The sequence below is a fragment of the Vibrio sp. CyArs1 genome (genome assembly GCF_022432925.1).
In the GTDB taxonomy this organism is placed as follows: domain Bacteria; phylum Pseudomonadota; class Gammaproteobacteria; order Enterobacterales; family Vibrionaceae; genus Vibrio; species Vibrio mediterranei.
Genome location: NZ_JAKRBO010000001.1, coordinates 580,850 through 604,242, shown reverse-complemented (window position 1 = coordinate 604,242; position 23,393 = coordinate 580,850). Strand labels below are relative to the sequence as shown.

Annotated in this window: 21 protein-coding genes and 1 pseudogene; 17 read left to right on the top strand and 5 right to left on the bottom strand. The window is 41.6% G+C overall.

What is annotated here, in order from left to right; genetic code table 11:
- The first annotated feature begins 81 nt into the window (after positions 1–81).
- The 4 genes and pseudogenes from MMA19_RS02815 (at position 82) to MMA19_RS02795 (ending at position 2,745) form a co-directional block, all read left to right on the top strand.
- Entirely contained in the window at positions 82–816 is a 735-nt protein-coding gene (locus MMA19_RS02815; RefSeq protein ID WP_240205453.1) for a hypothetical protein, read from the top strand.
- A gap of 844 nt (positions 817–1,660) precedes the next feature.
- Positions 1,661–1,942, top strand: a pseudogene (locus MMA19_RS26520) (transposase); the annotation flags it as partial.
- Positions 1,943–2,081: 139 nt separating this feature from the next.
- The gene (locus MMA19_RS02800; protein ID WP_240205451.1) at positions 2,082–2,381 is read left to right on the top strand and encodes a hypothetical protein; all 300 of its coding nucleotides are present in this window, start codon (positions 2,082–2,084) and stop codon (positions 2,379–2,381) included.
- A 64-nt stretch (positions 2,382–2,445) separates the two neighbouring features.
- Complete coding sequence (locus MMA19_RS02795; protein WP_240205450.1) at positions 2,446–2,745, top strand: integrase core domain-containing protein; 300 nt, start codon at positions 2,446–2,448, stop codon at positions 2,743–2,745.
- 1,287 nt (positions 2,746–4,032) lie between these two features.
- On the opposite strand, the gene MMA19_RS02790 is transcribed toward MMA19_RS02795, so the two are convergent.
- Complete coding sequence (locus MMA19_RS02790) at positions 4,033–4,362, bottom strand: DUF723 domain-containing protein (RefSeq protein WP_240205449.1); 330 nt, start codon at positions 4,360–4,362, stop codon at positions 4,033–4,035.
- Between the two features lie 931 nt (positions 4,363–5,293).
- Positions 5,294–6,487 (bottom strand): C45 family peptidase, encoded by a 1,194-nt coding sequence (locus MMA19_RS02785; RefSeq protein WP_240205448.1) that lies wholly within the window; start codon positions 6,485–6,487, stop codon positions 5,294–5,296.
- Between the two features lie 131 nt (positions 6,488–6,618).
- Here MMA19_RS02785 and MMA19_RS02780 point away from each other — a divergent pair, with 131 nt between their 5' ends.
- From MMA19_RS02780 to MMA19_RS02770, 3 genes are all read left to right on the top strand, one after another.
- Positions 6,619–7,029 carry a helix-turn-helix transcriptional regulator gene (locus MMA19_RS02780; RefSeq protein ID WP_171390310.1) on the top strand — a complete coding sequence of 137 codons (411 nt, stop codon included), beginning with the start codon at positions 6,619–6,621 and terminating at the stop codon, positions 7,027–7,029.
- Between the two features lie 153 nt (positions 7,030–7,182).
- Complete coding sequence (locus MMA19_RS02775; RefSeq protein WP_240205447.1) at positions 7,183–7,548, top strand: hypothetical protein; 366 nt, start codon at positions 7,183–7,185, stop codon at positions 7,546–7,548.
- Between the two features lie 17 nt (positions 7,549–7,565).
- A complete protein-coding gene (locus MMA19_RS02770; RefSeq protein ID WP_240205446.1) occupies positions 7,566–8,132 on the top strand; it encodes a hypothetical protein in 567 nt (188 codons plus the stop codon).
- A 39-nt stretch (positions 8,133–8,171) separates the two neighbouring features.
- Here MMA19_RS02770 and MMA19_RS02765 read toward each other — a convergent pair whose 3' ends face one another.
- Positions 8,172–8,930 (bottom strand): DeoR/GlpR family DNA-binding transcription regulator, encoded by a 759-nt coding sequence (locus tag MMA19_RS02765; RefSeq protein ID WP_124942181.1) that lies wholly within the window; start codon positions 8,928–8,930, stop codon positions 8,172–8,174.
- Positions 8,931–8,957: 27 nt separating this feature from the next.
- Complete coding sequence (locus tag MMA19_RS02760; RefSeq protein WP_006069611.1) at positions 8,958–9,839, bottom strand: sugar kinase; 882 nt, start codon at positions 9,837–9,839, stop codon at positions 8,958–8,960.
- Positions 9,840–10,105: 266 nt separating this feature from the next.
- Here MMA19_RS02760 and yihU point away from each other — a divergent pair, with 266 nt between their 5' ends.
- The 10 genes from yihU (at position 10,106) to dhaR (ending at position 22,357) form a co-directional block, all read left to right on the top strand.
- Entirely contained in the window at positions 10,106–10,999 is an 894-nt protein-coding gene (gene yihU, locus MMA19_RS02755) for a sulfolactaldehyde 3-reductase (RefSeq protein WP_240205445.1), read from the top strand.
- Positions 11,000–11,016: 17 nt separating this feature from the next.
- On the top strand, positions 11,017–12,057 hold the full coding sequence (locus MMA19_RS02750; RefSeq protein WP_240205444.1) for an aldose epimerase family protein: 1,041 nt from the start codon (positions 11,017–11,019) through the stop codon (positions 12,055–12,057).
- Positions 12,058–12,171: 114 nt separating this feature from the next.
- Positions 12,172–13,422, top strand: a complete 1,251-nt coding sequence (locus tag MMA19_RS02745) for an AGE family epimerase/isomerase (protein ID WP_006069614.1) — start codon at positions 12,172–12,174, stop codon at positions 13,420–13,422.
- 246 nt (positions 13,423–13,668) lie between these two features.
- A complete protein-coding gene (locus tag MMA19_RS02740) occupies positions 13,669–14,529 on the top strand; it encodes a class II fructose-bisphosphate aldolase (protein ID WP_006069615.1) in 861 nt (286 codons plus the stop codon).
- 166 nt (positions 14,530–14,695) lie between these two features.
- Positions 14,696–15,235 carry a TRAP transporter small permease gene (locus MMA19_RS02735; RefSeq protein ID WP_006069616.1) on the top strand — a complete coding sequence of 180 codons (540 nt, stop codon included), beginning with the start codon at positions 14,696–14,698 and terminating at the stop codon, positions 15,233–15,235.
- 10 nt (positions 15,236–15,245) lie between these two features.
- Positions 15,246–16,535, top strand: a complete 1,290-nt coding sequence (locus MMA19_RS02730) for a TRAP transporter large permease (protein WP_038221714.1) — start codon at positions 15,246–15,248, stop codon at positions 16,533–16,535.
- Between the two features lie 56 nt (positions 16,536–16,591).
- Positions 16,592–17,641 carry a TRAP transporter substrate-binding protein DctP gene (gene dctP / locus MMA19_RS02725; protein WP_062461282.1) on the top strand — a complete coding sequence of 350 codons (1,050 nt, stop codon included), beginning with the start codon at positions 16,592–16,594 and terminating at the stop codon, positions 17,639–17,641.
- Positions 17,642–17,747: 106 nt separating this feature from the next.
- Entirely contained in the window at positions 17,748–19,766 is a 2,019-nt protein-coding gene (locus MMA19_RS02720; protein ID WP_240205443.1) for an alpha-glucosidase, read from the top strand.
- A 186-nt stretch (positions 19,767–19,952) separates the two neighbouring features.
- Complete coding sequence (locus MMA19_RS02715; RefSeq protein WP_038227019.1) at positions 19,953–20,102, top strand: hypothetical protein; 150 nt, start codon at positions 19,953–19,955, stop codon at positions 20,100–20,102.
- Positions 20,103–20,422: 320 nt separating this feature from the next.
- Complete coding sequence (dhaR, locus tag MMA19_RS02710) at positions 20,423–22,357, top strand: dihydroxyacetone kinase operon transcriptional regulator DhaR (protein WP_088878623.1); 1,935 nt, start codon at positions 20,423–20,425, stop codon at positions 22,355–22,357.
- On the opposite strand, the gene MMA19_RS02705 is transcribed toward dhaR, so the two are convergent.
- Complete coding sequence (locus tag MMA19_RS02705; protein WP_240205442.1) at positions 22,349–23,362, bottom strand: helix-turn-helix domain-containing protein; 1,014 nt, start codon at positions 23,360–23,362, stop codon at positions 22,349–22,351. The two genes, dhaR and MMA19_RS02705, sit on opposite strands and share 9 nt — an antisense overlap.
- Positions 23,363–23,393 lie beyond the last annotated feature (31 nt).

The following is a 23,393-nucleotide window of genomic DNA, read 5'->3' as shown; positions in this document are numbered from 1 at the left end:
ATAGATTTATACCGAGTATGCTTGGAGAATTTATACCTTTATATAATATTTTTTAAGGGACGTTAAATAGAGTGTAAGTAAATGAAGAATTGTATTGGTAATTTTTTGGTTTTAGCTCTTATTCTACTATTTGCATTTGATGCGAATGCAAAGTGTGGTGAGAATGAATATGACCCAAATGTTTATGGAAGTCCAGAAGAATATGTGGAAGTTTTAAGAAGTAAATCGTACAAATACTTTCCAGAAGAAGTGTTATGCAATAAAGCATGTACTTATAATGCAGAAATTTATACTATCCTGGGAATTGATGATGTACCAAAGAAAAGATTTATCCCTTCAGTAGATAATGGTAGAGATATATACGAATTGATGGCTAGTATGAATAAATATTATAAACTGGAGGTTAATGGTAAAGTGTATAAAAAGGGGGCGTTTAAAGTTAAAAAGAAATATCTTGGTGCTCCTGTACCATCAAATAAGAAGGATAAAGTTAGTAAGAGTTTAATTAAACAATCGAAACGACTAGGTTCGCATGAAAGAAAAATAACAAAGAAACTTCCGGAATTTGCTTCTAGATTAGATAATTATGAAGTAGGGACTATTGCAATGACTTATTATGATAGAGCTGTTGCACATGCAATGGCTGTTATGAAAGCAGACGGTATGATTTATCTTTGGGATCGTGATAGACTATATAAACATAGATTTATAGATGGGGCTCCTAACTATGAGTTTCTTATAGATTTACATAGATACATGATGTCCGAGAGTGGAACGGTACCGCAGTTTTTTGAAATAGTAAGGATAGTGAAGTAAGTGTTATGAACTGTAAATTTATCAATAATAATTTCTGTAGTGACACTAAAAGTCGCGTTTCTTTCATTGAAGTTGCAAGCATTGGGTATTGAGTGTTGACCTAAATTTTATGCTCGAACTAACTTATGATTAATAATAGTTTTTGAGAATGTGATTGTTTTTATTTATTATATAGAAGCATATCAATAAAGGTTAAACGGGAGTAATGTAGATAGCTGTTCTATTGGTGGAAAAAGCTATAAGAGAGATTCTTTAAAGATATGCAACTGTAGATATATGATGAATGCATGACAATCATAATTCACATACTTATACAAACCGTCAAGAGGATTTTTATTGTTTTTGGTATATGTAAAAAGAAAAGTAGCTTTATTAGCCATTTGGCGAAGTGAAGTTTAATCGTAGAAACCGTTAGTTATCGTATCGCGGTGTCTATGTCGATACTGTGTAAGGATAATTTAGACATTAAAAATATATTAAGTTATATAAATGTGTAAGCTATAGCTAGATAAAATGCTAAAAGGCCCTTAAGCCTACATAACCGTTTCTTGTTTATCGATCGCTACTATTTTCTATACATATTTGTACTATGTGATTGTTAGGTTAGTCTTAGTAAAACATCTCCAACTTTCCAAGAAATCTTTTGTATAGAGAATTATTATTTTAGTCAATATGAAATATCGATTTTATATTGACTATAATGCTTATTCGGAAGGCTATAACTGGTTGCGAAAACTTTATCCAAGTCGTAACAAATGACTGTAATGATCCAGAGACGAATTGGACATGATATTGTTTCACTCTAGTCAGGAGTCAGTATGAGTAACAAGCCAGAAATAAACATTGGACTGCTAAATGCAAAGCTGAACTTGTTAAGGGCATCATCAAAGGTAAGATAACCGCCAAGGAAACCGCTAGAACGTTCGATCTGACACCTTCTGAGATTGAGCGTTGGGTTGATGATGCCCTAGGTGGTATGGAGAACGCCTTAAAGGCTAATCCTAAGGATGTGACTGAGCAATACGAAAAGAAAATTGATGATTTGCATGCAGCCTATGGGCAAGCCATGCTTCAAATCGAATTTCCAAAAATGTTCAATCGCGATCTCGACCAGAACGACGAGTAATCATTACTATCACGGAGGAGATGGCGCAAGGAGGTGATAACGTTTCTGTCTCTCAACTGTGCCGCTGGACGGGCTTTCTCGAAGTATTTTTTACTATCGAGCCAAGAAGCGTAAGCCCAAGATCAACGAATGGCTGGCAGTGAAAATAAAGAGACTTATTGATGCTTTGCCTTACGCAGGGCATCGCTCCGTGGCATTTTCGCTTGGTGAAAACAAAAACATCATCCAACGCATAATGAAGCTGAAATGTTGGCAATGCCGTAAACGTCAATTTGGCTTTAGGCCTCGTGTAGAAGCCAAAGCTTCCGTCGCCCAAGCGCCTGATAAGCGCTGGTCTGCGGATATCGCAAGATTCTTGTGTGGTCAGCAAGATCGCTGGGCATCACTGACACTGGTTATGGACTGTCATACTCGAGAAGTTTTAGGCTGGAATCCTTAGCAAGCGAGGCAATGCCAAATCTGCTGTCGTAGCCTTAGAGGATGCCATATCGACTCGTTCTGGTGTGATTGGCCGAGCAACGCCGGGGCTACAACTGCGAAGTGACAATGGTTTGGTTTTTAGCTCTCACCTCTACACCACGTTAGCGATGCAGAACGGCCTGACTCAGGAGTTCATCCAACCGTATACGCCACAGGAAAATAGCATGGTTGAACGTCTGATAAAACCCATCAAAGAACGGTCTATTTGGATGCACAACTTTGGTTCTTTAAGTGAAGCTAGCTTTGCCATCGGTAAGTGGCTTGAGTTCTACAACAACGAGCGAGCATCCACATCAGGCGCTTTAGATGAAAACACCTGCTGAAGTGTATGCTTTAGCGGCTTAAGTTGTCCAATTTCGACGGGGTCATTACATAACTTAGTTGGGAAATAGAAGATGTGATTTATGAACTCCAAGGAGCGTCTGTTTCTTTTATGCGAACGATTTTAAAAATTGTTCTTACATTTCCGAAGCTAATATGAGAGTGAACGAGTTACCGACTGATCAGCTTTGTGTGAGGTCTACTGGTAATAGATATTTTATGACTATGATAGTAAAGGTCAGGTGATGGGTAGAAATGCAAAACTAACGTGTGCAAGTTTAAATCAGGTTTTTGATGTTTACGTTAATGGCCGTAGAGTTAACGTAAACAGAATAAGTTCTTTTAATTCCATTATCAGAAGGTTTTTAATTCATCGACGACATACATAAGTTTAGCAACTATGTCATCAGTAGGGTTACGAAGTATTTTCGTTTCGTTGAGTGTGAATTTCGAGAAGAAGACGCTATTGATATTATAAAACAGAAAGCCGAAGATTTATTTTTAGTTTGTATTGTGCGAATAGGTAGCAAGGGAGGTGCTCTTACATTTGATATTTTTAGTTCTGAGAATGACTTTATGGTAATGTCCTACTGTCTTTTCTAACATTTTTTTGTCTAATTACTGATAAATTCCGAAGAAGCAATACAATGGATGTTCAAGAAATATCCCCCTCATCATAGACAGTTATTTTTAGATGTAAAACCTGTTGAGTTAACCTTCTTAACCAATCGTGTATTTAAATAATTGAAAATTCAACTTGATTCACTATAGTGATTAATGAGAAAAAGATTAAATGCAACTAGCGTTTTGCTTAGTTTTAAACAGTAATTTAATTAACACTCTTACTTATCTTAATGGATAAATTATAAGGGTAGAGTAGTGTTATCCTTGTGATTATCGTTCTATATCTTTATTGTTATCTATAATTACGATATTTGTGGAATTTGTATTAGTAATCCGTAAAAGCCTTCTCCTATAAGTTAATCATCGAGTCATTACGTTGTCTAAATACTATAATATACTTTCCAAAAATAACGAGGTCAAAAAAGTTAGATATATAACTGGAAAAATAGCACGCTTAAATTATTTTAGCGAAAGTTGCCTGCGAGTTATGTATGAGAGTGTTATGTAGTTCGATATAATGCTTATATTGTTGTCATTTGTAATTTTCTTGGGGGTATAAAAACTTGCCAAAATTCTTTGAATAATCTTCAATAAATATTATAAAACAATGATTTTGTTAGTTAAATGCTTTTTGCAATATTTATTTGATTTGACGGTGGAAATTTTCATTTGAAGAGTTGGTGCAATAGGTGAGGATGTTTTGTTGCATAGCCATTTACATTAAACTGATTTGTAACACATCTTTCACTACTTGTTTGCTTGTTGTAGTTGTTTCGCCGTTTATTTTTGGCTTCATCACGGCCACAGTGTGGGCAACCAATATTGCGAGATAAAAAATTGCTTGGCGTAACTCGGAAGTCGCCATGTATAGAACAGCGAATAACTACAGGTCGACGATTATTCTCATACTTAACTTTCGAGTAGTCGTATTCTACACCATACTTATCTCGAGCATTACTTAAAAATAATTCTTCTCTTTTGTCTTTTGTTGTCATGAAAGCAGTGTGCCTAATTAAATTTGCGCTGGTTTTGATTAACTATTACTAATATTGTATCCGAGATTTTGTCAATAATCAAGCGTAAAAGATTAAAGTTATCAATGATTGTGTGCTTTTGTTGGTAACAAGCAGGAGTGTTACGTATTTCAAGAATTACATTGTTAATATGGAGAAAAGAAGGTCTGGCGGATATTTATTTATCGTCGCCTATAAAGACAAATTTTTCGGGGAGAAGGCCATTCTTCATCGACAATGACCTAATGCTTTTCTATGTTAGAACTAGGAATGTCACTAAACATCGTTGGAGAAAATAGTCGGTATAAGAATATATGTGAACTCCTATACCTTTTTGCTAGAATATAATCTTGTTTATTATTTTATTCAGTATTTAAATTCTTTTAATTGATTGAACTAATGAGCGTTAGAACTCACTCTGCATATTACGCAACGTGAAGGTATACCAGGTACAGTACTAAATGGACAATGTAAAATAACTTCTTATTTTAATCATCTCTCCAAATGTCTTGACCTCAATGAGTACCTAACAAAGATGGTTTGTAATCCAATTTACCAATAAATACGCTCATATTGGAAATCGGTATTGAGACATTTACAGTTGGCTAACAATTGTTCATCACTAAAGCAAGTGTGAGCAAGGAGGTAACTTGATGCACAACAGATATTAGACTAGTAATTTAACTTTCGGTTGGAATGGAGTATGAAATGGCAGCGCGGAGGTATCCTTTTGGGAGCGATAGAAATCCTTCTAAATAGGATATCCCTTACTTAATTTAAAGTATCTACTAATTAGGTAGTTACTCCTGTCAATGTTCCTTTCAACTTGATGCGTAGATCTTTAGTCGTTACTCAATGGCTTACAACAGAGTTAGAGTAGATTCTTTATTAGAGTCTACTCTAGAGTAACGAACTATTTGTTTAGACACACTTTCTGAAAGTCATTCCATTCACCCACCCCCGGAGCCACTTCTAAGCAGCCTTCTTTAGTGTCCATAACTGCGGTTAGCGTAGAGATAAAATCCGACCCATATGCTGCATGTTGAGCGATAGGTTTGGTATTAAGCACGTACTTTGCTGCGTCAACATTTCCCTCAGGGCTATTATCGATAAACTGTTGAGCAAACTCTGCGCGCCATTCAGTGTAGGCAGTAGCGATGGTGCGTTTTCTGCTTTTCTCGCCTAACCCTACTGATTCAGCAAAAGACTGCATCACGCCCGGACGTTCGGAATGGTTCGCATGACCTATACCTGCTGGACGTTTTATGACGTAATTATCGCCTTCTAGCATTTCTATACCAATGGTATCGCCATTTGCATCTGCAAAGTTAAAATGCGATGCAACAACCGTTCGGTGTTTCTCTAGAATTTTCTCTGCTTCTTCCACGCTTTTGGCATGACGAGCTAAGTAGTTTTGAAGAGCGCCAAGTTCGATTGCACTATTAGATTGAAGACCTACACCTTTTGAGTCAGTGCCCTGAAAGTTAATCACCACACCTATGTCTTTGCCAAGCGTTTGGCCAGAGCCATAGAAACCGGACGCCATGACTTGAACGTAATCGTCAGCTTGAAGAACCCAATAGTTTCCGCCAGATAAAGAAGGGGTATCGTTGACTTGTCCAACCACCCCTGTACCTGCAAAACTAATGGTTGTACAGCCAATTAATGATGATTGGGCTGCTGACGCTAACGCGGCGTCAAGTTGAGATAATGTGAACATCCTTTCTACAGAAATACCTCCGACTTCTGCCAATGCTTCTACTATTTCAAAGTACTCGGGATTGAGTTTTCTCGAGTTCTCCAATATTTTCATGGAGTCTTTTTCGAATTCGACAACATCAATTCCCGCCAGTTTGTAAACATACTCTGCCTCTTTAATGCCTCGTCTCACCTCATCGCCAATTTGCTTTTCAAAAACCGTGACATAGCTTTTAGAGTCAAGACCTCGAATATCCACAACTGGCAAGCTTTTCTGTTGTACAAATGTCTCTGGAGCGTAATAGGGTTGGTTAACATTCAAACCTTTCGCAGGCTCGAGAGATATTGCGTTTGCACCACTAGACAGCGTTAGTGCAGCGATGATTAAAGCTTGATGAGTAGTTTGCATAAAGGTGTCCTCAGTTAAAATATAAGGTTTGATAACTAGTGTTGTGTGTAACCTGGTATAAACTTATCATTTGATATATCCGTTATTCGGATAGGTTGGGTGTATAAATTCCACATAATGGACAAATCGAAATGGCAGAGATTGAAACAGAAGGTTTTGAGTTTTTTGGGGTCGAGGAACAGGTGTTCCGAAAAATGGTTATAGAGAGAATGGAAGCATTGATGGTTCAGACCCAGCTTTCCAAGAACTCACTGGCAATAAAAGCAGGAATTGGTCGGTCTGCGCTTTATGAGAAAATGGATAGAGAAGGAAAGAGCCATTTTACTATTCTAGATTTTTTCCGTATTGCGAAAGCACTTGATGTTAGTCTTCTTCAGCTATTCCCTATGACCAGCTTAGAACGACTTCATGGCGGGCAATTACCGTTATCCGCAAGCACGTTGAAGTTTCTGGATCTAATGTTGGCAGCTCCGAAAGAAGATGTTGAGTACTTATCAGAATTCTACCGTACATTGAAAAAACGAGACGAGCAGAAAGCATAGCAATTATTTGTTCATCAGGTCGTAAGTAGAAACGCCCTTCCATATTCCAGACAAAACAGGGCTATGTTTTCCATATAATGGACATTGTCTTTGATACGATTTTTGTCGTTGGCGCAGTTGGTGTGCCTGTCGAAATGTTATCGGAGATCTTGTATGAAAACCTTACTTAGAACTGTCCCACTGTCTTTATTATTGCTGTTACCGTTGACCGTAAGTCACGCTGCTTCATCTCCCGAACCTACTGCGCGTCAGTCCCAAACCGAACAATACGCTATGGTGATCGCATCCGGAAAACTCTTAAGTCTGACGAAATGGAAAGTTGAAGTCGACTTTGGGCAAGAACTGGAGATTGGCGTTAGGAACAAAGACCTATTACGCGACGAAAATGGCAAAACCATTGCGTTTAACTCGCCAATGGATGCTCTAAATTACATGAATAGTCAGGGGTGGGTGCTTGTTTCTACAGCCACTTCGGAGAGCAAGTTTACCGCTGTAATGAAGCGTACAGCGCATCAGTAAGTAGGTAGGTTGCGCGTATGATGAGCAAAGCAATAAACGTTTCGATGACTGACGTAGATAAGCAGGCTGAGCTGTGGCGGAATAGAACTGTAGCACCTCGACCCAAGGTACCTGCTTTGTGTGTGAATTCCGCGTTAACGTATGTTCGAAATCTATTTCTTCAAGAGTCGATTTTGCAAGAGCCGAGCCACGGCTGCGGTTGGTTAGGTGATCTTCTAAGCGGATGTTCTCGATATAGTGCTCTGCAATACAGTGAAATCTTAATCGTCAGCAGTTTGGTAATAAAGCACCGTTTGGAATTTGAAGACAATGGCTTATTAATTAAGCCAGCATTATACGGTGAGACGCTTGACGTTGAACCTATGTGGGGAGAGGGGGGAGCTAAGCGCCAAACGCTCATTCATATCTTGTATTTGCTTAGTAATATGGTGAAGCGAACAGGCACGCCAAGTAGTTCGCTTATTACTAGTGCTTTCGTTAGTGCTATAGAGTGCTTCGATGCGATTGGATTAGAGTGCAGGTCATGTTACTTAATCAAGACATCTAGTGGGATGCTGCAAATAAAAACGGCCACCTTGTCTTAGACAAGTTGACCGTTTAATTTTCAGCTGCGCAAACGTAGATTAATCGCAAATCTCAATTGTTGTATCGCCTTTATTCACAATAGCCTCTAATTCTTTAGTCAGAGGCGCATCAGTGAATAAGCAACTTGCATCACTAATTGGACCTAATTCAATGGATCCCTTGGGGATAAACTTAGTTGAATCCAAAGCGACCAACACATGTCGAGCCGATTTCATTACTGTTTGAGTAATCAGAGTTTCGCTTAAGTCATATTCCAATAAGGTACCATCAACATCGATAGATGCTGCACTGGTAATAAGGAAATCAAAACGGAAGTTGGAAATAAAGTCCAATGCTTCAGTCCCGACAATACCACCGTTAAATGCCTTGACCTTGCCACTTGGTATCAGAACATCAAATGTCTTGTTACCGTGTAACACATTCGCAACACGTAAGCTGTTAGTAATAATCTGCAAGTTACTCTTGTTAAGCAGATGACTCGCAATAACTTCAGCGGTCGTACCAATAGTGATGAATACCGTTGAATTATCAGGAATCATATCCGCAATACGTTTAGCAATAGCGTTTTTTTGTTCGGTCTCTGACACCTTACGGACTTCGTAATCTAGGTTCGTTTTGGTAGCAGGAGAACTTGCTCCACCATGGTGACGTATTACAAGGCGCTCTTCACTGAGTTTCTTAATATCACGACGAATCGTTTGAGTCGAAACGTCGAGCATTTCTGCGAGTTCTTCGACGGTGTAGTAACCTTTGTCGTTAACGAACTGTAATAATTTATCTTGTCTTGGATTAGTCACGATAACCCTTCTTTTTTATTATTAGTTTTATATAGTGTCATCCACTTCTTTTCGGGTTGGAATACCTTCGCGGCCTCCAAGTTTCTTACATTTCAGCGCAGCTACGGTATTGGAAAAGATAATGGATTGACGCGTTTCCATACGCTCTGCAACAGCGACAGCAAGTGCTCCGTGGAAGACATCGCCTGCACCTGTGGTGTCAACAACATCTACTTTCAGACCTACTTGATGTGCGAGTTCGCCATTTTCAAGCCAATAACATCCTTTTGAACCGACTGTAACATAAACTCGTCCAGATGTCTTTTTTTGAGCGATTTTGAGACCTTCAACAGGATCGCTTGTTCCAGTGAATTTTTCGAGACCTGGCTCACTAAAAGCGACATGATCTGCTAATTCTACAAGTTCATCAATGGGTTCGGGAGTTATGTCTGCATCTAAAACCGAGGGAATACCCAGTTCTCTTGCTTGCTGTAGTGCATATTTTGCGCCATCTATCCAACGAACATCTGTAAGAATTGTGGAATATGTCGAAAAATCAACATTTTTAAGAGGGGTAGCATCGCGCAGCAGAGACTTGTCTTGATAGTTGACTATCATTCGTTCGCCTTCTTCATCGACGATGACGGCTGAAAATGCAGAGGATGCACCTTCGATTTTCACCATCTTGTCTACGCCAACACCATAGCTGGCCAATTCGGTCAACATGGTATCAGCAACGCTGTCACAACCAACACGACCTATGAAGTCAACGTCATGGCCTAACTTAGCCACTGCGACCGAAGCTGTAGCGGCTGGTCCACCACCAACTTCAAAGTAATCGTGCGCAACATATTTGCCGCCCTGAGTCGGGAGTTGGGAAACCAATTGCACTCGGTCTAATACTGTAATACCAACACAAGCTATCGCCATTTTATATCTCTTATCGTTTCAAACATCATTGGAAAAAAAGCGGTGAAACTATCGTTAGCTTTAAGGAAAAATCTCCGTCGAAAACCATCGAGTGTTTTCACAACTCATGGGCTCATTATAAGGACTAAATAGATTTGCGATGAGAGTATTCTCACAAAAAGATAATAAATGGACATAAAACAACAAAATGTGACAAATGTTGTGGTTATTAAATCTCGAATGATTATAGTAAGTAGCAATTCAATAACAGAACTAAGGACTTTTTCATGTCAACAGTAGGATTCATCGGTCTAGGTCAAATGGGCAGCCCAATGGCAGCAAACCTTATTAAAGGTGGCCACTCTTTACGCGTGTTTGATATCAGCGAAACTGCTGTCGCAAAGATGGTTGAGTTAGGTGCTACAGCCGCTACATCACCAGCAGACGCTGCATCTGACGCTGAATTTGTTATTACTATGCTGCCTAATGGCGCACTGGTCAAAAGCACACTCTTTGGTGACAGTGGCGTTACAGAAGGCTTAGATAAGCAGGCGTTACTTATCGACATGTCGACCATTCACCCGTTTGAAACTGATGCGCTTATTAACGAGATGTCGGAAAAAGGCTTCTCAATGATGGAAGCACCAGTAGGTCGAACATCTGACCATGCAATCAAAGGTGAGCTGTTGATTCTTGCTGGTGGTACTCCAGAGCAAATCGCCAAAGCGCAACCATTATTTGATTGCATGGGCTCTGAAACAATTGATGCTGGTGGCCCAGGTAAAGGTATTCGCGTAAAAATCATTAACAACTATATGAGCATTGCTCTTAACGCAGTGTCTGCAGAAGCGGCGACACTTTCTGAAGCTATTGGTCTTGAGTTTGATGCAGCATTGAAAGTCATGAGTGGTACTCCAGCGGGTAAGGGTCACTTTACAACAACCTGGCCGGGCAAAGTATTAGCAGGCGACCTAAGCCCTGCATTTATGCTGGATTTAGCGCATAAAGATCTAGGAATTGCTTTGGATCTTGCTAACCAAGTGAATGTACCAATGCCTTGTGGTGCGGCATCTCGCGAGCTATATAGTGTTGCGCGTGCAGCAGGCCGAGGTCGTCAGGATTGGACTGCGGTATTTGAACAGCTACGCGTCACTTCAGGTCTTGAAGCAAAAATTAAATAACGGATAGAGGCAATCACGTGAAACTGACTCAAGAAAACTGGGGCCACATTGAGGGTCAAGAGGTACCGGTTAAGCTCTTTACGTTGGCGAATGAACACGGCATGACGATACGTGTAACTAATTACGGGTGTATTGTCTCTTCCATTGAAGTCCCAGACCGTAACGGCCAGATTGCTGATGTGGTTCTAGGTTATGAGAACCTTGAAAAGTATGTTGCTGGCCACCCGTTTTTTGGAGCAGTCGCGGGGCGCTTTGCAAATCGAATCAGGGATGGCCGTTACCAATTAGATGGACAAGTCTTTCAGTTAGAAACGAATGAGCTTCCGACGGGGCAGCATTTGCATGGTGGCTCAAAAGGGTTCGACAAATACGTTTGGAATTACGCGCTAGAAGAGCAAAGTGAAGCGATTTTTGTTCATTTCAGTCGAATCTCTCCGGACGGTGAGTCAGGGTTTGGTGGCAACTTAGTCGTGACACATTCAATCGGCCTGGATGAACAGAACCAAGTCCATTACAACTTTACTGCTCATACCGATCAGTCAACGGTCGTCAATTTGGTCAATCATAGTTATTACAATCTTGGTGGGCATGATTCAGGAACCGTTGATAATCATCAACTAACACTGCAGTCAGAGTTCTATACTCCAGTGGATGAAACCATGATTCCAACGGGAGAAATTTGTTCGGTAACGGGCAGTGATCTCGACTTTACCTCCCGCACAGAAGTAGGCAACAGAGAGTTTGACCACAACTTTATATTAAACGGCGATACAGACCGACAAGGTTATCGAATTGCTGCTGAACTGTATGAACCTAATAGTGGTAGAGCAATGACGGTCTTTACTACTCAACCTGCTGTGCAGTTCTATAACGGTTTCAAGTTGTCGAATAAGCCTTGGTATGGTCGCAATGGTCATAAGTATGAAAATCGTGAAGGACTATGTTTGGAAACACAGCATTATCCGGATAGCCCTAACCAAGCGCACTTTCCATCCGTGCGTTTGAATCCTGGTGAATTGTTCGAAGAAAAAACTATTCACCGTTTTGAGGTGAAATAGACCTAAAAATCAGCAAACCGCTATTGCCGTTCGCTAGATAACAATAATGATACTGAATTCAATGCGATGGACTGATAGGGTCGGTCGCAACAAAAAATAACGAGGAAACACCCTATGAAATGGATTAATACCCGATCCCATAACACATGGTTAGATAACGAAACTGACCGCATTTTTGAGTTTGGCAGAAACTCTGTGGTACCAAACGGTTTTGGTTGGATTGGTAACAACGGCAATGTGCGCGAAGAGATGGGCACACGTCTTTGGATAACTGCGCGCATGCTCCATTGTTATTCCTTGGCTGCACTCATGGGACGCCCTGGTGCCTATGACCTTGTCGAGCACGGTATTAAAGCTCTAGAAGGCCCGTTGAAAGATCAAGCTCACGGCGGTTGGTTTGCGACAATTGATAACGAAGGCGAAGGCATTGTTGATGAGTCAAAACAAGGCTACCAACATGCGTTTGTGCTCCTTGGCGCAGCGAGTGCAGTCACTACAGGTCACCCTCGTGCGCAAGCACTTCTAGAAGAAGCCATTGCCGTATATGAAAAGCACTTCTGGGTCGAAGATCGTCAAATGTGCTTCGAGTCTTGGGACAGAGAATGGACTGAAACCGAGGATTACCGCGGCGGTAATATGGCGATGCACTCTGTAGAGGCTTTCTTGATTGTTTACGATGTGACAAAAGATAAGAAGTGGTTGCAGCGCGCACTTAATATCACCGAGTTTATGATCAACAAAACAGCGAAAGGGTTAAGCTACCGCGTTAATGAACACTTTGACTCTGAGTGGAAACCTCTTCCTGATTACAATAAAGAAACACCAGCAAGTCATTTCAGAGCATATGGTGGTACACCAGGCCACTGGATCGAATGGGGACGTTTGATTTGTCACTTACGTGCAACCTTGCTAGAAATTGGCGAAGATTGTCCAGAATGGTTGTTAGAAGACGCTATTGGACTATTTGATGCTACGGTGCGTGACGCATGGCATGTGGACGGTGCGCCGGGCTTTGTTTATTCGGTAGATTGGGATGGCAAGCCAGTAGTTCGTGAGCGTATCCGCTGGGCTCCTGTAGAAGCGATTGGTACTGCCTATGCTCTATTTACAGTAACGGGTGATAAGAAGTACGAAGATTACTATCGTACATGGTGGGATTATTGCCGCACCTATTTGATTGATTATGAGGGATGTTCTTGGTGGCAAGAGCTGGACGTAAATAACCAAGCTGGTACTAGCAAGGTATGGGATGGTAAACAAGATATTTACCACTTAATGCATTGTTTGGTGATTCCTAGATTGCCACTGACTCCAGGGTTAGCTCCTGCATTATCTCAAGGCTTGCTTGACCAAGATATGAGATAACATCCTAATATCATTGGATATTAATTTTAACTCTTTCCGAAAGATGACGGTGTAGTGCCGTCATCTTTTTTTTGTTTTTAACATTTTGGTAGAGAAAATCAAAAAACAACATAAAGATGTGCTCTATAGCTCATTTTTGTCCTTAATTGAGCGTTTGTGTCATAAAGTGATACATAACTAACAGAAGTGGACGTTTTGTACTGGTAAATTACTACAGTAACGAACAAATACAGAGGAACACTCACAATGCCTTATATGTCAGGTAAAACAATGATTCAAGAAGCGTGGAACAATGGCTATGCCATCGGCGCTTTTACTGCACACAACTTAGAAACAATTAAAGCAGTGCTTCTTGCCGCTGAGAAAGAGCAATCACCAATCATGCTTCAAATCGGCCAAAAAGCGATTAATGAAATGGGCATGAAACCGTTACGCGATGCTGTTGACTCTCTAATACAACATCACCAGATTTCAGTGCCAATCTGTATTCACCTTGATCATAGCCGCAAGTTCGAACAGTGCATGGAAGCAGCAACCCGTGATTTCCAATCGCTGATGTTTGACGGTTCGGCACTTCCTTTCGAAGAGAACATTCGCATTACTAAAGCTGTCGTCGACGTAGCTAATGCACTTGGCTTAGGTGCTGAAGGTGAGATTGGCAAAATTGGTGGTACGGAAGATGACATCACTGTTGATGAGAAAGATGCAATGATCACCACGGTTGAAGAAGCTCTGGACTTCTCTGAACGCACGGGTGTTGATTATTTGGCCGTTTCTATCGGTACCGCTCACGGTGTATATAAAACAACACCAGAGCTGAAATTTGACCGTTTAAGCGAAATCAAAGAAGCAGTGAAAAAACCTATTGTACTTCATGGTGGCTCAGGTGTACCTGATGACCAAGTGGTCGAAGCTGTGAAACGCGGTGTAGCGAAGATCAACGTTGATACTGAGCTTCGTCAAGGCTTTATCAAAGGTGTTCAAGCTCACTGGAAACAGAATGAAAATGATTTCATTTTGGCGGATGTCATGAACACAGGTATTGAATCAATGATGGAAGTTGTTCAACACAAAATCCGTCTATTTGGCTCAAACGGTAAAGCTTAAAACGACCAAATGTCCATAATGTGACATTAACCCTACAAAAAACGACATATTGTTGCTCAGTGTGAAAACACTCACGGTTAAAAATTACTAACTGGGTTATCAATATAAATAGAGTGGACAATATGTCGTTTAAATAACAAAAATTAAAATTTTTTATGGTGGTTCTATGCTTAAAGCAATGGAAAACGCTTTAAATACGATTAATGCGCCAATAGCGCGCTGGACAGCAAATATAGCAGGTTTCTTCTTGTTAGTGATGACTGTCATCGTATTGATTCAAGTAGCCTTTCGCTACATTTTAAACACTCCTTTGGGGTGGACAGATGAATCATCTCGTTTCTTGATGATCTACATGACTTACCTTTGCCTACCAATCATCTACCTAGATGAGCGTAATATCGCGATGACATTCGTCACCGACAAATTAAAAGGGACGCGTATCTTCGAACTCTTGATGGTATTTGGCCATGTCGCTAGCTTGATCTTGTTTGCGGTCTGGATTTACTTCGGTTACGCGTTTTACAAAACAGGGTCGGTAATGGCGGATAGTCTTCCTATTCCAATGTTTGTCGTGTATGCGATTCCACCGATTATGCTGGCGATTTCGTGTCTATTTGCTCTCCAAAAGTTACTTGGCGCATTACACAACCTGATTCATTTCGATCCTGCTGAACATAATTCATCAGCAGTAGAAGCGGCCGAGTAGAGGTAACGTTATGGTTTCCCCAATTTTCCTAGTTTATTTTCTAGCATTCCTATTAATGGGTGTGCCTGTGCTGATGGCATTAGGTTTGTCGCCAATCATCACATTTATTCAAAATGACCAAGTACTGTTCATCAACATGCTTTATCAACGCTTGTACTCTGGTCTTGATAACTTTCTTCTATTAGCGCTGCCATTCTTTATGTTGGCGGGTGAGTGTATGTCGAGCGGCGGTATCACGCCACGTATTATCTCTTTCGCTCAAACTCGAGTTCAACACCTACGTGGTGGCTTAGGGCACGTAGTTATTCTTGCCTCCACGCTGTTTGGTGCACTAACCGGGTCGGCAGTGGCTGCGACATCGGCAATCGGCAACATGCTGATTCCAGAAATGTCCAAATACAAGTATGACAAGAGCTATTCAGCGGCGTTAACGGCGGCGGCGACGGTACTTGGTAATATCATTCCACCTTCTGGTCTGATGCTGTTGTATGCGTTTGTCATGAACACATCTGTCGCTGCTATGTTTATTGCTGGTATTGTCCCAGGCATCATCTTCTGTGTTGGCTTGATGCTGGTAAACCGAATGCAAATTCGTAAGTATCCTGAAGTACAAACTCTGCCTCGTGCTACTAAGCTAGAGCGCAGTCAAAGTTTGAAACTGGCGATTCTGCCGTTGTTGACACCAGTCATCATTCTCGGTGGTATCTATGGCGGTATCTTTACGCCAACGGAAGCGGCAGCAGTAGCAGTAGCTTATGCCATCTTCCTGTCGGTTTATGTCATTAAAGTGACCAATATTAAAGCTACCTATGCGTTGTTTGCAAAAGTAGCGGTGAACGCAGCAGCCGTACTTATCATTGTTGCAGCGGCAAGTGGCTTTGCGTCAGCGATCAGTTTCTCAGGTATTTCGAATACGGTTACAGAGTTCTTTAATAGCATTACTCGTGACCCACTGATGCTGTTCTTCATCATCAACATCTTCCTATTCATCGTAGGCATGTTCTTGGATGCTGGTCCTGCAATCCTAATCTTCGGCCCTATTATTGCGCCAATCATGATCAATGCGGGTGTCGACCCAGTGCACTTTGGTGTGGTGATGTGTGTCAACCTATCTATTGGTCTTGCGACACCACCTATGGGACTGGTTTTATTCGTTGCTTCGGGCGTATCCGGGCAACCCCTACAGAAAATTTCGAAGGCGATCATTCCATTCTTGATTGTAGAGTTCTTGATCATCTTCCTCATCTCATTCTTCCCGGAATTAGTGATAGGCCTACCTAAGCTGTTGGGCGTGATGTAGAGCTGATTCAAAAGAATACGTGAAACAAAAATTTATAAAGATAAAAGGAACATAGAATGAAAAAAACACTACTAGCCGTCGCTGCCACAGCCATGCTTGCTTCTGGCGCCGCTTATTCAGCAGACTATAAACTGACGGTTCCACACGTGTCTAACCTAGATAGTTATAACCATCAATCGCTACTGGTTTTCAAAAACTTTGTAGAGTCTCGTTCTAACGGTGCGATTGAAGTAGACATCTATCCATCAGGTCAGCTATGTGGTACGGCGAAAGAGTGTATTGCTGGAGTTCAAGCAGGAATGTTTGATTATTTCCAAACGACAATTCCTGAGTTAGCGAACTTCTGGCAGCCTGTTGGCGCATTCGACTTACCTTACATGCTTCCAAATGACCGTGTTGCTGAGTGTGTATACGACAACGAAGAGTTCATTGGGGATGTACGTGGTGAGCTTCTTAAGAAAGCGCCTAACGTTCGTCTTATGATGGTATCCAACTCTGGTGGTTGGCGTAACATTGCTACGACTAAGAAGCAGGTGAAAACTCCTGACGACGTGAAAGGTTTGAAATTACGTACTGTACCTGCACGTATTCAACAAGAGCTTGTTAAAGAGCTAGGCGGTTCACCAACACCTATCGCATGGCCTGAAGTGTATACCGCTCTATCAACGGGTGTGGTAGATGGTACTAAGAACGGCATTGTTGATATCGTGCAAAACAAGTTCCACGAAAGCTTGGACTACATCATCCTTGATGGTCACGCGTACATGGGCGGTGCTTGGGTGTTCAACGACATGAAATTCAAGTCTATGCCCGATGAGTTGAAAGCAGTGCTCATTGATGGTGTTGCAGCTCAAAACCAATACCTACGTGCTTATCCGAAGCACAAAGAGTTTGAAGCTTACGAAGAGTTCCGCAAAGCGAAAGGGACTATCTATAACCCGTCTGCAGAGGAACGCGCTGAGTTCCAAAAAGTGGCAGGTCCAGTGAAAGATTACTTCCTAAGTACTGCTGGTAAAGAAGGTGAGCAATGGCTACAGCGCTTTGAAAATGAGATCAAAACGTGTGAAGCGAAGATTGATGCTGAATACAAAGTTCAGTTCAAGTAATACGCCAGCTTTTGATTAACGATAATAGGGCGCTAGGGCACAGACTTTAGCGCCTTCTTCAAATGATTTTTCGATTCAGATTTCTGAATTCTTTAGGGTTAATAAGATGAACTTAGTCGTTACAGAGCAAGGCTTTACCTTGCAACATAAAGGCCGCACGGTTGTCGAGCATAGTGTGTCCAAGCCTGCGCTTTATTTGGGTATTGGTGAAGGCAATTTCGACATGTATCGTGGTAATTTTGATATCACGGATTACGTGACTGAGCGCCTGCCACTGCGTCAATTCAAAGTGGACAGTTTTACTCGTGAAGGCCAAGACTTTCATACCATTGGTTTCTATTTTGATGGTAAAGAAGTCATTAAAATGATTGTTGGTGAGACAGCTGAGTCTCGCTTAAAAGCGGAATTTGAGGCGATTGATAAAAGCTTCAACCGTTTCTGGATGCGCATCTCAGCAACTGAAGAAGAACGTGTTTTCGGTTGTGGTGAGCAGCTAACGTATCTAAATCTACGTGGAAAAAATTTCCCGCTTTGGTCATCAGAACCGGGTGTTGGCCGTAACAAGAACACTTATGTGACATGGCAAGCGGACGTGCTTGATAAAGCAGGGGGCGATTACTACAACACTAACTACCCGCAACCAACTTTCGTTTCAGACAAAAAGTACTTCTGCCATTTAGAGACTACGGCTTACGCAGATTTTGATTTTACCAATTCAGAGTTTCATGAGCTGCAAGCTTGGGATATCCCGCAATACATTCTGTTTGATGCAGAAGACAGCTACCCAGAACTCATGACCAATATTACAGGTGTCTTTGGTCGTCAGCCAGAAATGCCAGACTGGGTGCATGACGGTGTGATTCTGGGTATTCAAGGCGGTACTGAAATTACCATCGAGAAAGTAGAAGCTGCTAAGAAAGCGGGAATTCAGGTAGCAGGTGCATGGTGTCAGGATTGGCAAGGTATCAAGATGACGTCGTTTGGTAAACGACTTCAATGGGATTGGCAGTGGAACAAAGACCTATACCCAGAGCTAGATACTAAGATTCATGAACTGAAAGAGCAGGGCGTACGTTTCTTGGGTTACATCAACCCATATGTGCTTGAAGATTTTCCTCTGTATGATGAAGCACAACAAAAAGGTTACCTAGCTACAAAGGAAGATGGCTCTAAATACGTTGTCGACTTTGGCGAGTTTTATTGTGGCGTCGTTGATTTCACGAACCCAGAAGCTTGTGAATGGTACAAAGGTGTCATCAAAAGCAACATGATTGACTTCGGCCTTGACGGTTGGATGGGGGACTTTGGCGAATACCTCCCTACAGACTGCTCACTAAGCAATGGTGTAAGTGCGGAAATTGAACACAATAAATGGCCTTATCGTTGGGCGAAAGTGCAGCATGAAGCGATTGAAGAAGCGGGCAAAACCGATGATATTTTGTTCTTTATGCGCGCTGGTGGTACAGGCATTCAAGGATATTGTCACACCTTATGGGGTGGCGACCAATCAGTAGATTGGTGTCTTGATGATGGTTTGGCTTCTGTTATTCCAGCGGCTCTGTCTTCAGGCTTAATGGGTAACGGTATTCACCATAGCGACATCGGTGGTTACACTACGTTGCATGGTATGAAGCGTACTAAAGAGTTATTCCAACGCTGGGCAGAAATGGCTGCATTTACGCCAATTATGCGCAGTCATGAGGGTAACCGTCCTGGAGATAACCACCAATATGACTCTGATGAGGAAACCATGAGTCATTTGGCTAAGATGACTAAGATATTTGTCCACCTTAAGCCATACATTAAAGATGCTGTTGCACTTAATGCTAGGGAAGGTATGCCGGTTCAACGTCCATTATTCATGCATTATGAGTCTGACGACGAATCCTACGACATTAAATATCAGTACTTATTCGGCCGCGATATCCTAGTTGCACCAGTATACAACCAAGGCGAAACCGTAAAACGTGTCTATCTCCCTAAAGACAAGTGGATTCACGCTTGGACTGGTGAGGTATTTGACGGTGGGTGGATAGATGTGGAGGCGCCAATTGGAAAACCTGCGGTATTCTACCGCGAAGCATCGAGTTATCGTACTTTATTAGATGGCATTAAAAACGCGTAAATTCAGATAGTTATAGAACTAGTTAAAGCCCTGTGTTAACACAGGGCTTTTTATTTTTGTTGTTTTCAACATAAATGGACAAATATTTACAAAATGGCATTGACGTGGTTCACAAAAGAGTGCAAAATTGCGACATAAATCACAAGGTGAGCTGGATTGCAGTTCGCTGCTTTAAAAGGAAAACACATGAACAACACAGCAACTATTGCTCTTGAACAACCAATTGAACTTATTGATTCAAAATCTAAAGTTATACTCCGTGAAGCGCTATCTTTAACAAAAATGGCTGCATCTATCGCAGTACCTCTTTTGCTACTTTCACTTGCTTGGATCTAATACGATTCGTTATGCACACATGGAAGTGCATTACTAACCTTGTCCTCTAACTTTCTCAACATATCCCAATACTTTCTACAGATTAGCCTATTGCCGATCAGGCAAGGCCTAATACCAAAGAGTCAATTTTCAGTTAATTCTAACCAATTCTGACTAAGATCAGTGTTATTCGAATTAGTCATTAATGTCCATTCGTGTTGTGAATACGATCACTCTCACTAATAGTGTAAGTCAGTAAAATACAGGGTCTGCACGATGTAGCAAGCCTACTCGTCAATTCGTATCCGTTTCGCTCAAAAGCGAACAACTCTGGTTTATCAATGCTGTCCATAGAAGATAACAAAAAGAAATGGGATTTTTTCCAAAAGCATCATTGGGTTTCCCCGGAATTCATGTTGTCACCAATTTTGGAATCGTGGGAGCGCTGCTCAAAGCAATCTAGCCCGTATAATTGGTCCAAGCCCCACATTGCCTCAGGTTACACCCTCAAATCACTCATCAAGCGTAATGAGCGAGTGATTACCTGTGCGACTACAGTTATTGAAGATACTTACGATTTGCTGCGTGATGAAGCTGTCATTCTATTTGTGACAGATGATAGTGGTTGTGTCTTATTTACCGTAGGGCATGATGATTTGCTGCGCGAAGTGAATGAACTTGGTTTAAAAAAAGGCTGCTTTTTTTCTGAGGGCAAAGTAGGCACTAATGCCATCAGTTTGACTTTGAATACCCATATGCCAGCGGAAGTATTTGCGGCTGAGCATTTTAATCGACATTTGCATCCTTATGCCACAACAGCGGCGCCTATTTTTGATACGTTCGGACGCTTGAGGGGCACTATTTCTTTGCTAAAACGCGCTAAGGAATACACTAAAGAAAACCATGTGATTATTTCGTCCTGTGCTAAGGAAATTGCGTTGCAAATCCATGTGCAAAACGAGCAAGAGAATATGAACCGATTGCTGAATGCGCACAATGCGACATTAGAGTGTATGGATGACGGTTTACTAGCATGGAATGATGAAAACCGTATCACGATGGCAAACCATCAGGCAGAACGATTACTTAAATTTAAGACGTTAGATGTTATTGAAAAGGATATCTTTTCTATTGTTCGTTTTGCGCCTTCTATCTTGAGAAGTATTGAAGAAAACAGCACGATCCGCCGTAAGCAAACCACGGTAGAGATTGGTGGTGAGTTTATTGAATCGATCATCACACTCAGACCATTAGTGGATGGTTCTAAACTGCTCTTTATCCATCCAATCGATAAGATTCGTGAGTTAGCACAGCAGCAAATTGGCGGTAGTGCAAAATACACTTTTGCTAATCTCAACGCGCAGTCAAAAGGCATGAAGCATGTTATTACTGTGGCGAAGCGAGCGATCAAATCCAAGGCACCAATCTTAATTACTGGCGAAGAAGGCGTGGGTAAGTCTGACTTAGCTATGGCGATACACAACGAAAGTGACTTCAAAGATGGACCGTTCATTAGTATCAATTGTCGCTCACTCACTTCAGAAGCAATGATTCGAGAAATGTTGGGTTACGACGATGAAGATGGTCATGGCTTGCCTTCTAAATTCGAATTGGCGCACAACGGTAGCTTGTATCTGGAAAAGATCGAGTATTTAAGCCCTGAACTACAAACTGTGATTTTGAAGTTACTCAAGACTGGCTTGGTGAGTCGTAGTGACAGTCAGCGCTTGATTCCAGTAGCATTTCAGCTTATTACCAGTACCACATCTGACATTAGTGAATATGTGGCGCAGCGCTCCTTTGGTCGTCAGCTCTATTACGAAATCTCGTCCAACGAACTCAATATCCCACCATTAAGAAAGCGCAAGGAAGATATCGAGCAATTAGTGATGATGATTATTACCAACTATGAAAAGCGTCACAATGTGGCGGTGTCGATTGAGCGCACAGTAATGGAAGCTCTGGTACAGTTTAGTTGGCAAGGTAACAATTCAGAGTTGAAAAGTCGTATGGAACGAATTCTACTCAACCGCAGTTCCAATATGATTTCGCTCGAAGATATCCCAGAAGAGATTAAACATAATTCTAATGACGCGATGGGAAAGAGTGGTAAGCAAATACTGACACTCGAAGAAGTAGAGAAGAAAGCCATTATCCAAGCTTGGAATATGTTTGATGGCAAGATGCAAGATATGGCAAAAGCGCTTAACATTGGTAGAACAACCTTGTGGCGCAAGATCCAAAAATATGGCTTGGATGATCAAACATTAAGCTGATGTACTAAGAGCATGTTTTGTACGGCGCAATTCTGCCGGATTAATACCGTAGTGGCGTTTGAATTGTTTGCAGAAATAACTGACATCACCGATGCCGACTTCTTCGGCAATTTGACCAAGCGGCAGGCTTGAGTTGTTTATTCGCCAATGTGCATGCCCAAGACGCATCTTTAACCAGTAACCTTTTGCCGTGGTATCGTGTGCTTCCTTGAACAAACGATCTAACTGGCGACGACTTATACCAATCTCGCTCGCGATAACATCGATAGTTTGTCTCTTCGATAGCATTTGACGCATTAATGCTATTGCACGTTTGGTTTGCGTAGGAGAAGCAGCATTGCCATCCTGCCCAAAAGAGAGGGATTTCACTCCATGCTGACTCTGCCTTGCCTCATCGACGAACATATCGGCGAGTCCTTTTAGTGCTTTTTGTCGGCCACAATGTCGACTGATTAACTCAACGGCTAACTCAATCGCAGCGGTGCCTCCAACACAAGTTATTCGATTTTTATCAACGTGATAGAGCTGTTCAGAGAGCAATGGAATATCAGGAAATTCACTAGCAAACTCTTGTTCGTGACGCCAATGGACGACAACACTATGTCCATTCAGCAACCGACATGCTGCGAATAGGAAGCTAGCATTATCGATAGCAACTAAAGTTGCACCCCGTGTCACTGCTTTTTTTAATAGTGGCTTATATTCCGTCGCGTTCTCCATACTTTGCGTAGCGCCTCGTGAGCCGAAAACAACAACATAATCGTAATGCTCAAATTGTGCGTCTTTTAACGCAAATTCAGTTTCAACCGCAACGCCACTGCTTGAGGTGATCGTGCCATGTTTTAGAGAGGAGATGCTCCACTGACAATAGCGCTGCTGGCTGTAATCTTCTTCGTCGGCTGAAAAACGTAATTTATCCAAAAAACCGCCAAAAGGTAGCATGTTGAATTGGTCTAGGACGACTAAAAGAAAGCGAACATCCGTATGGTCAGGTGAGGCAGTCATGAGAGCTCCGTTGATGATGTAATGTCCAAAT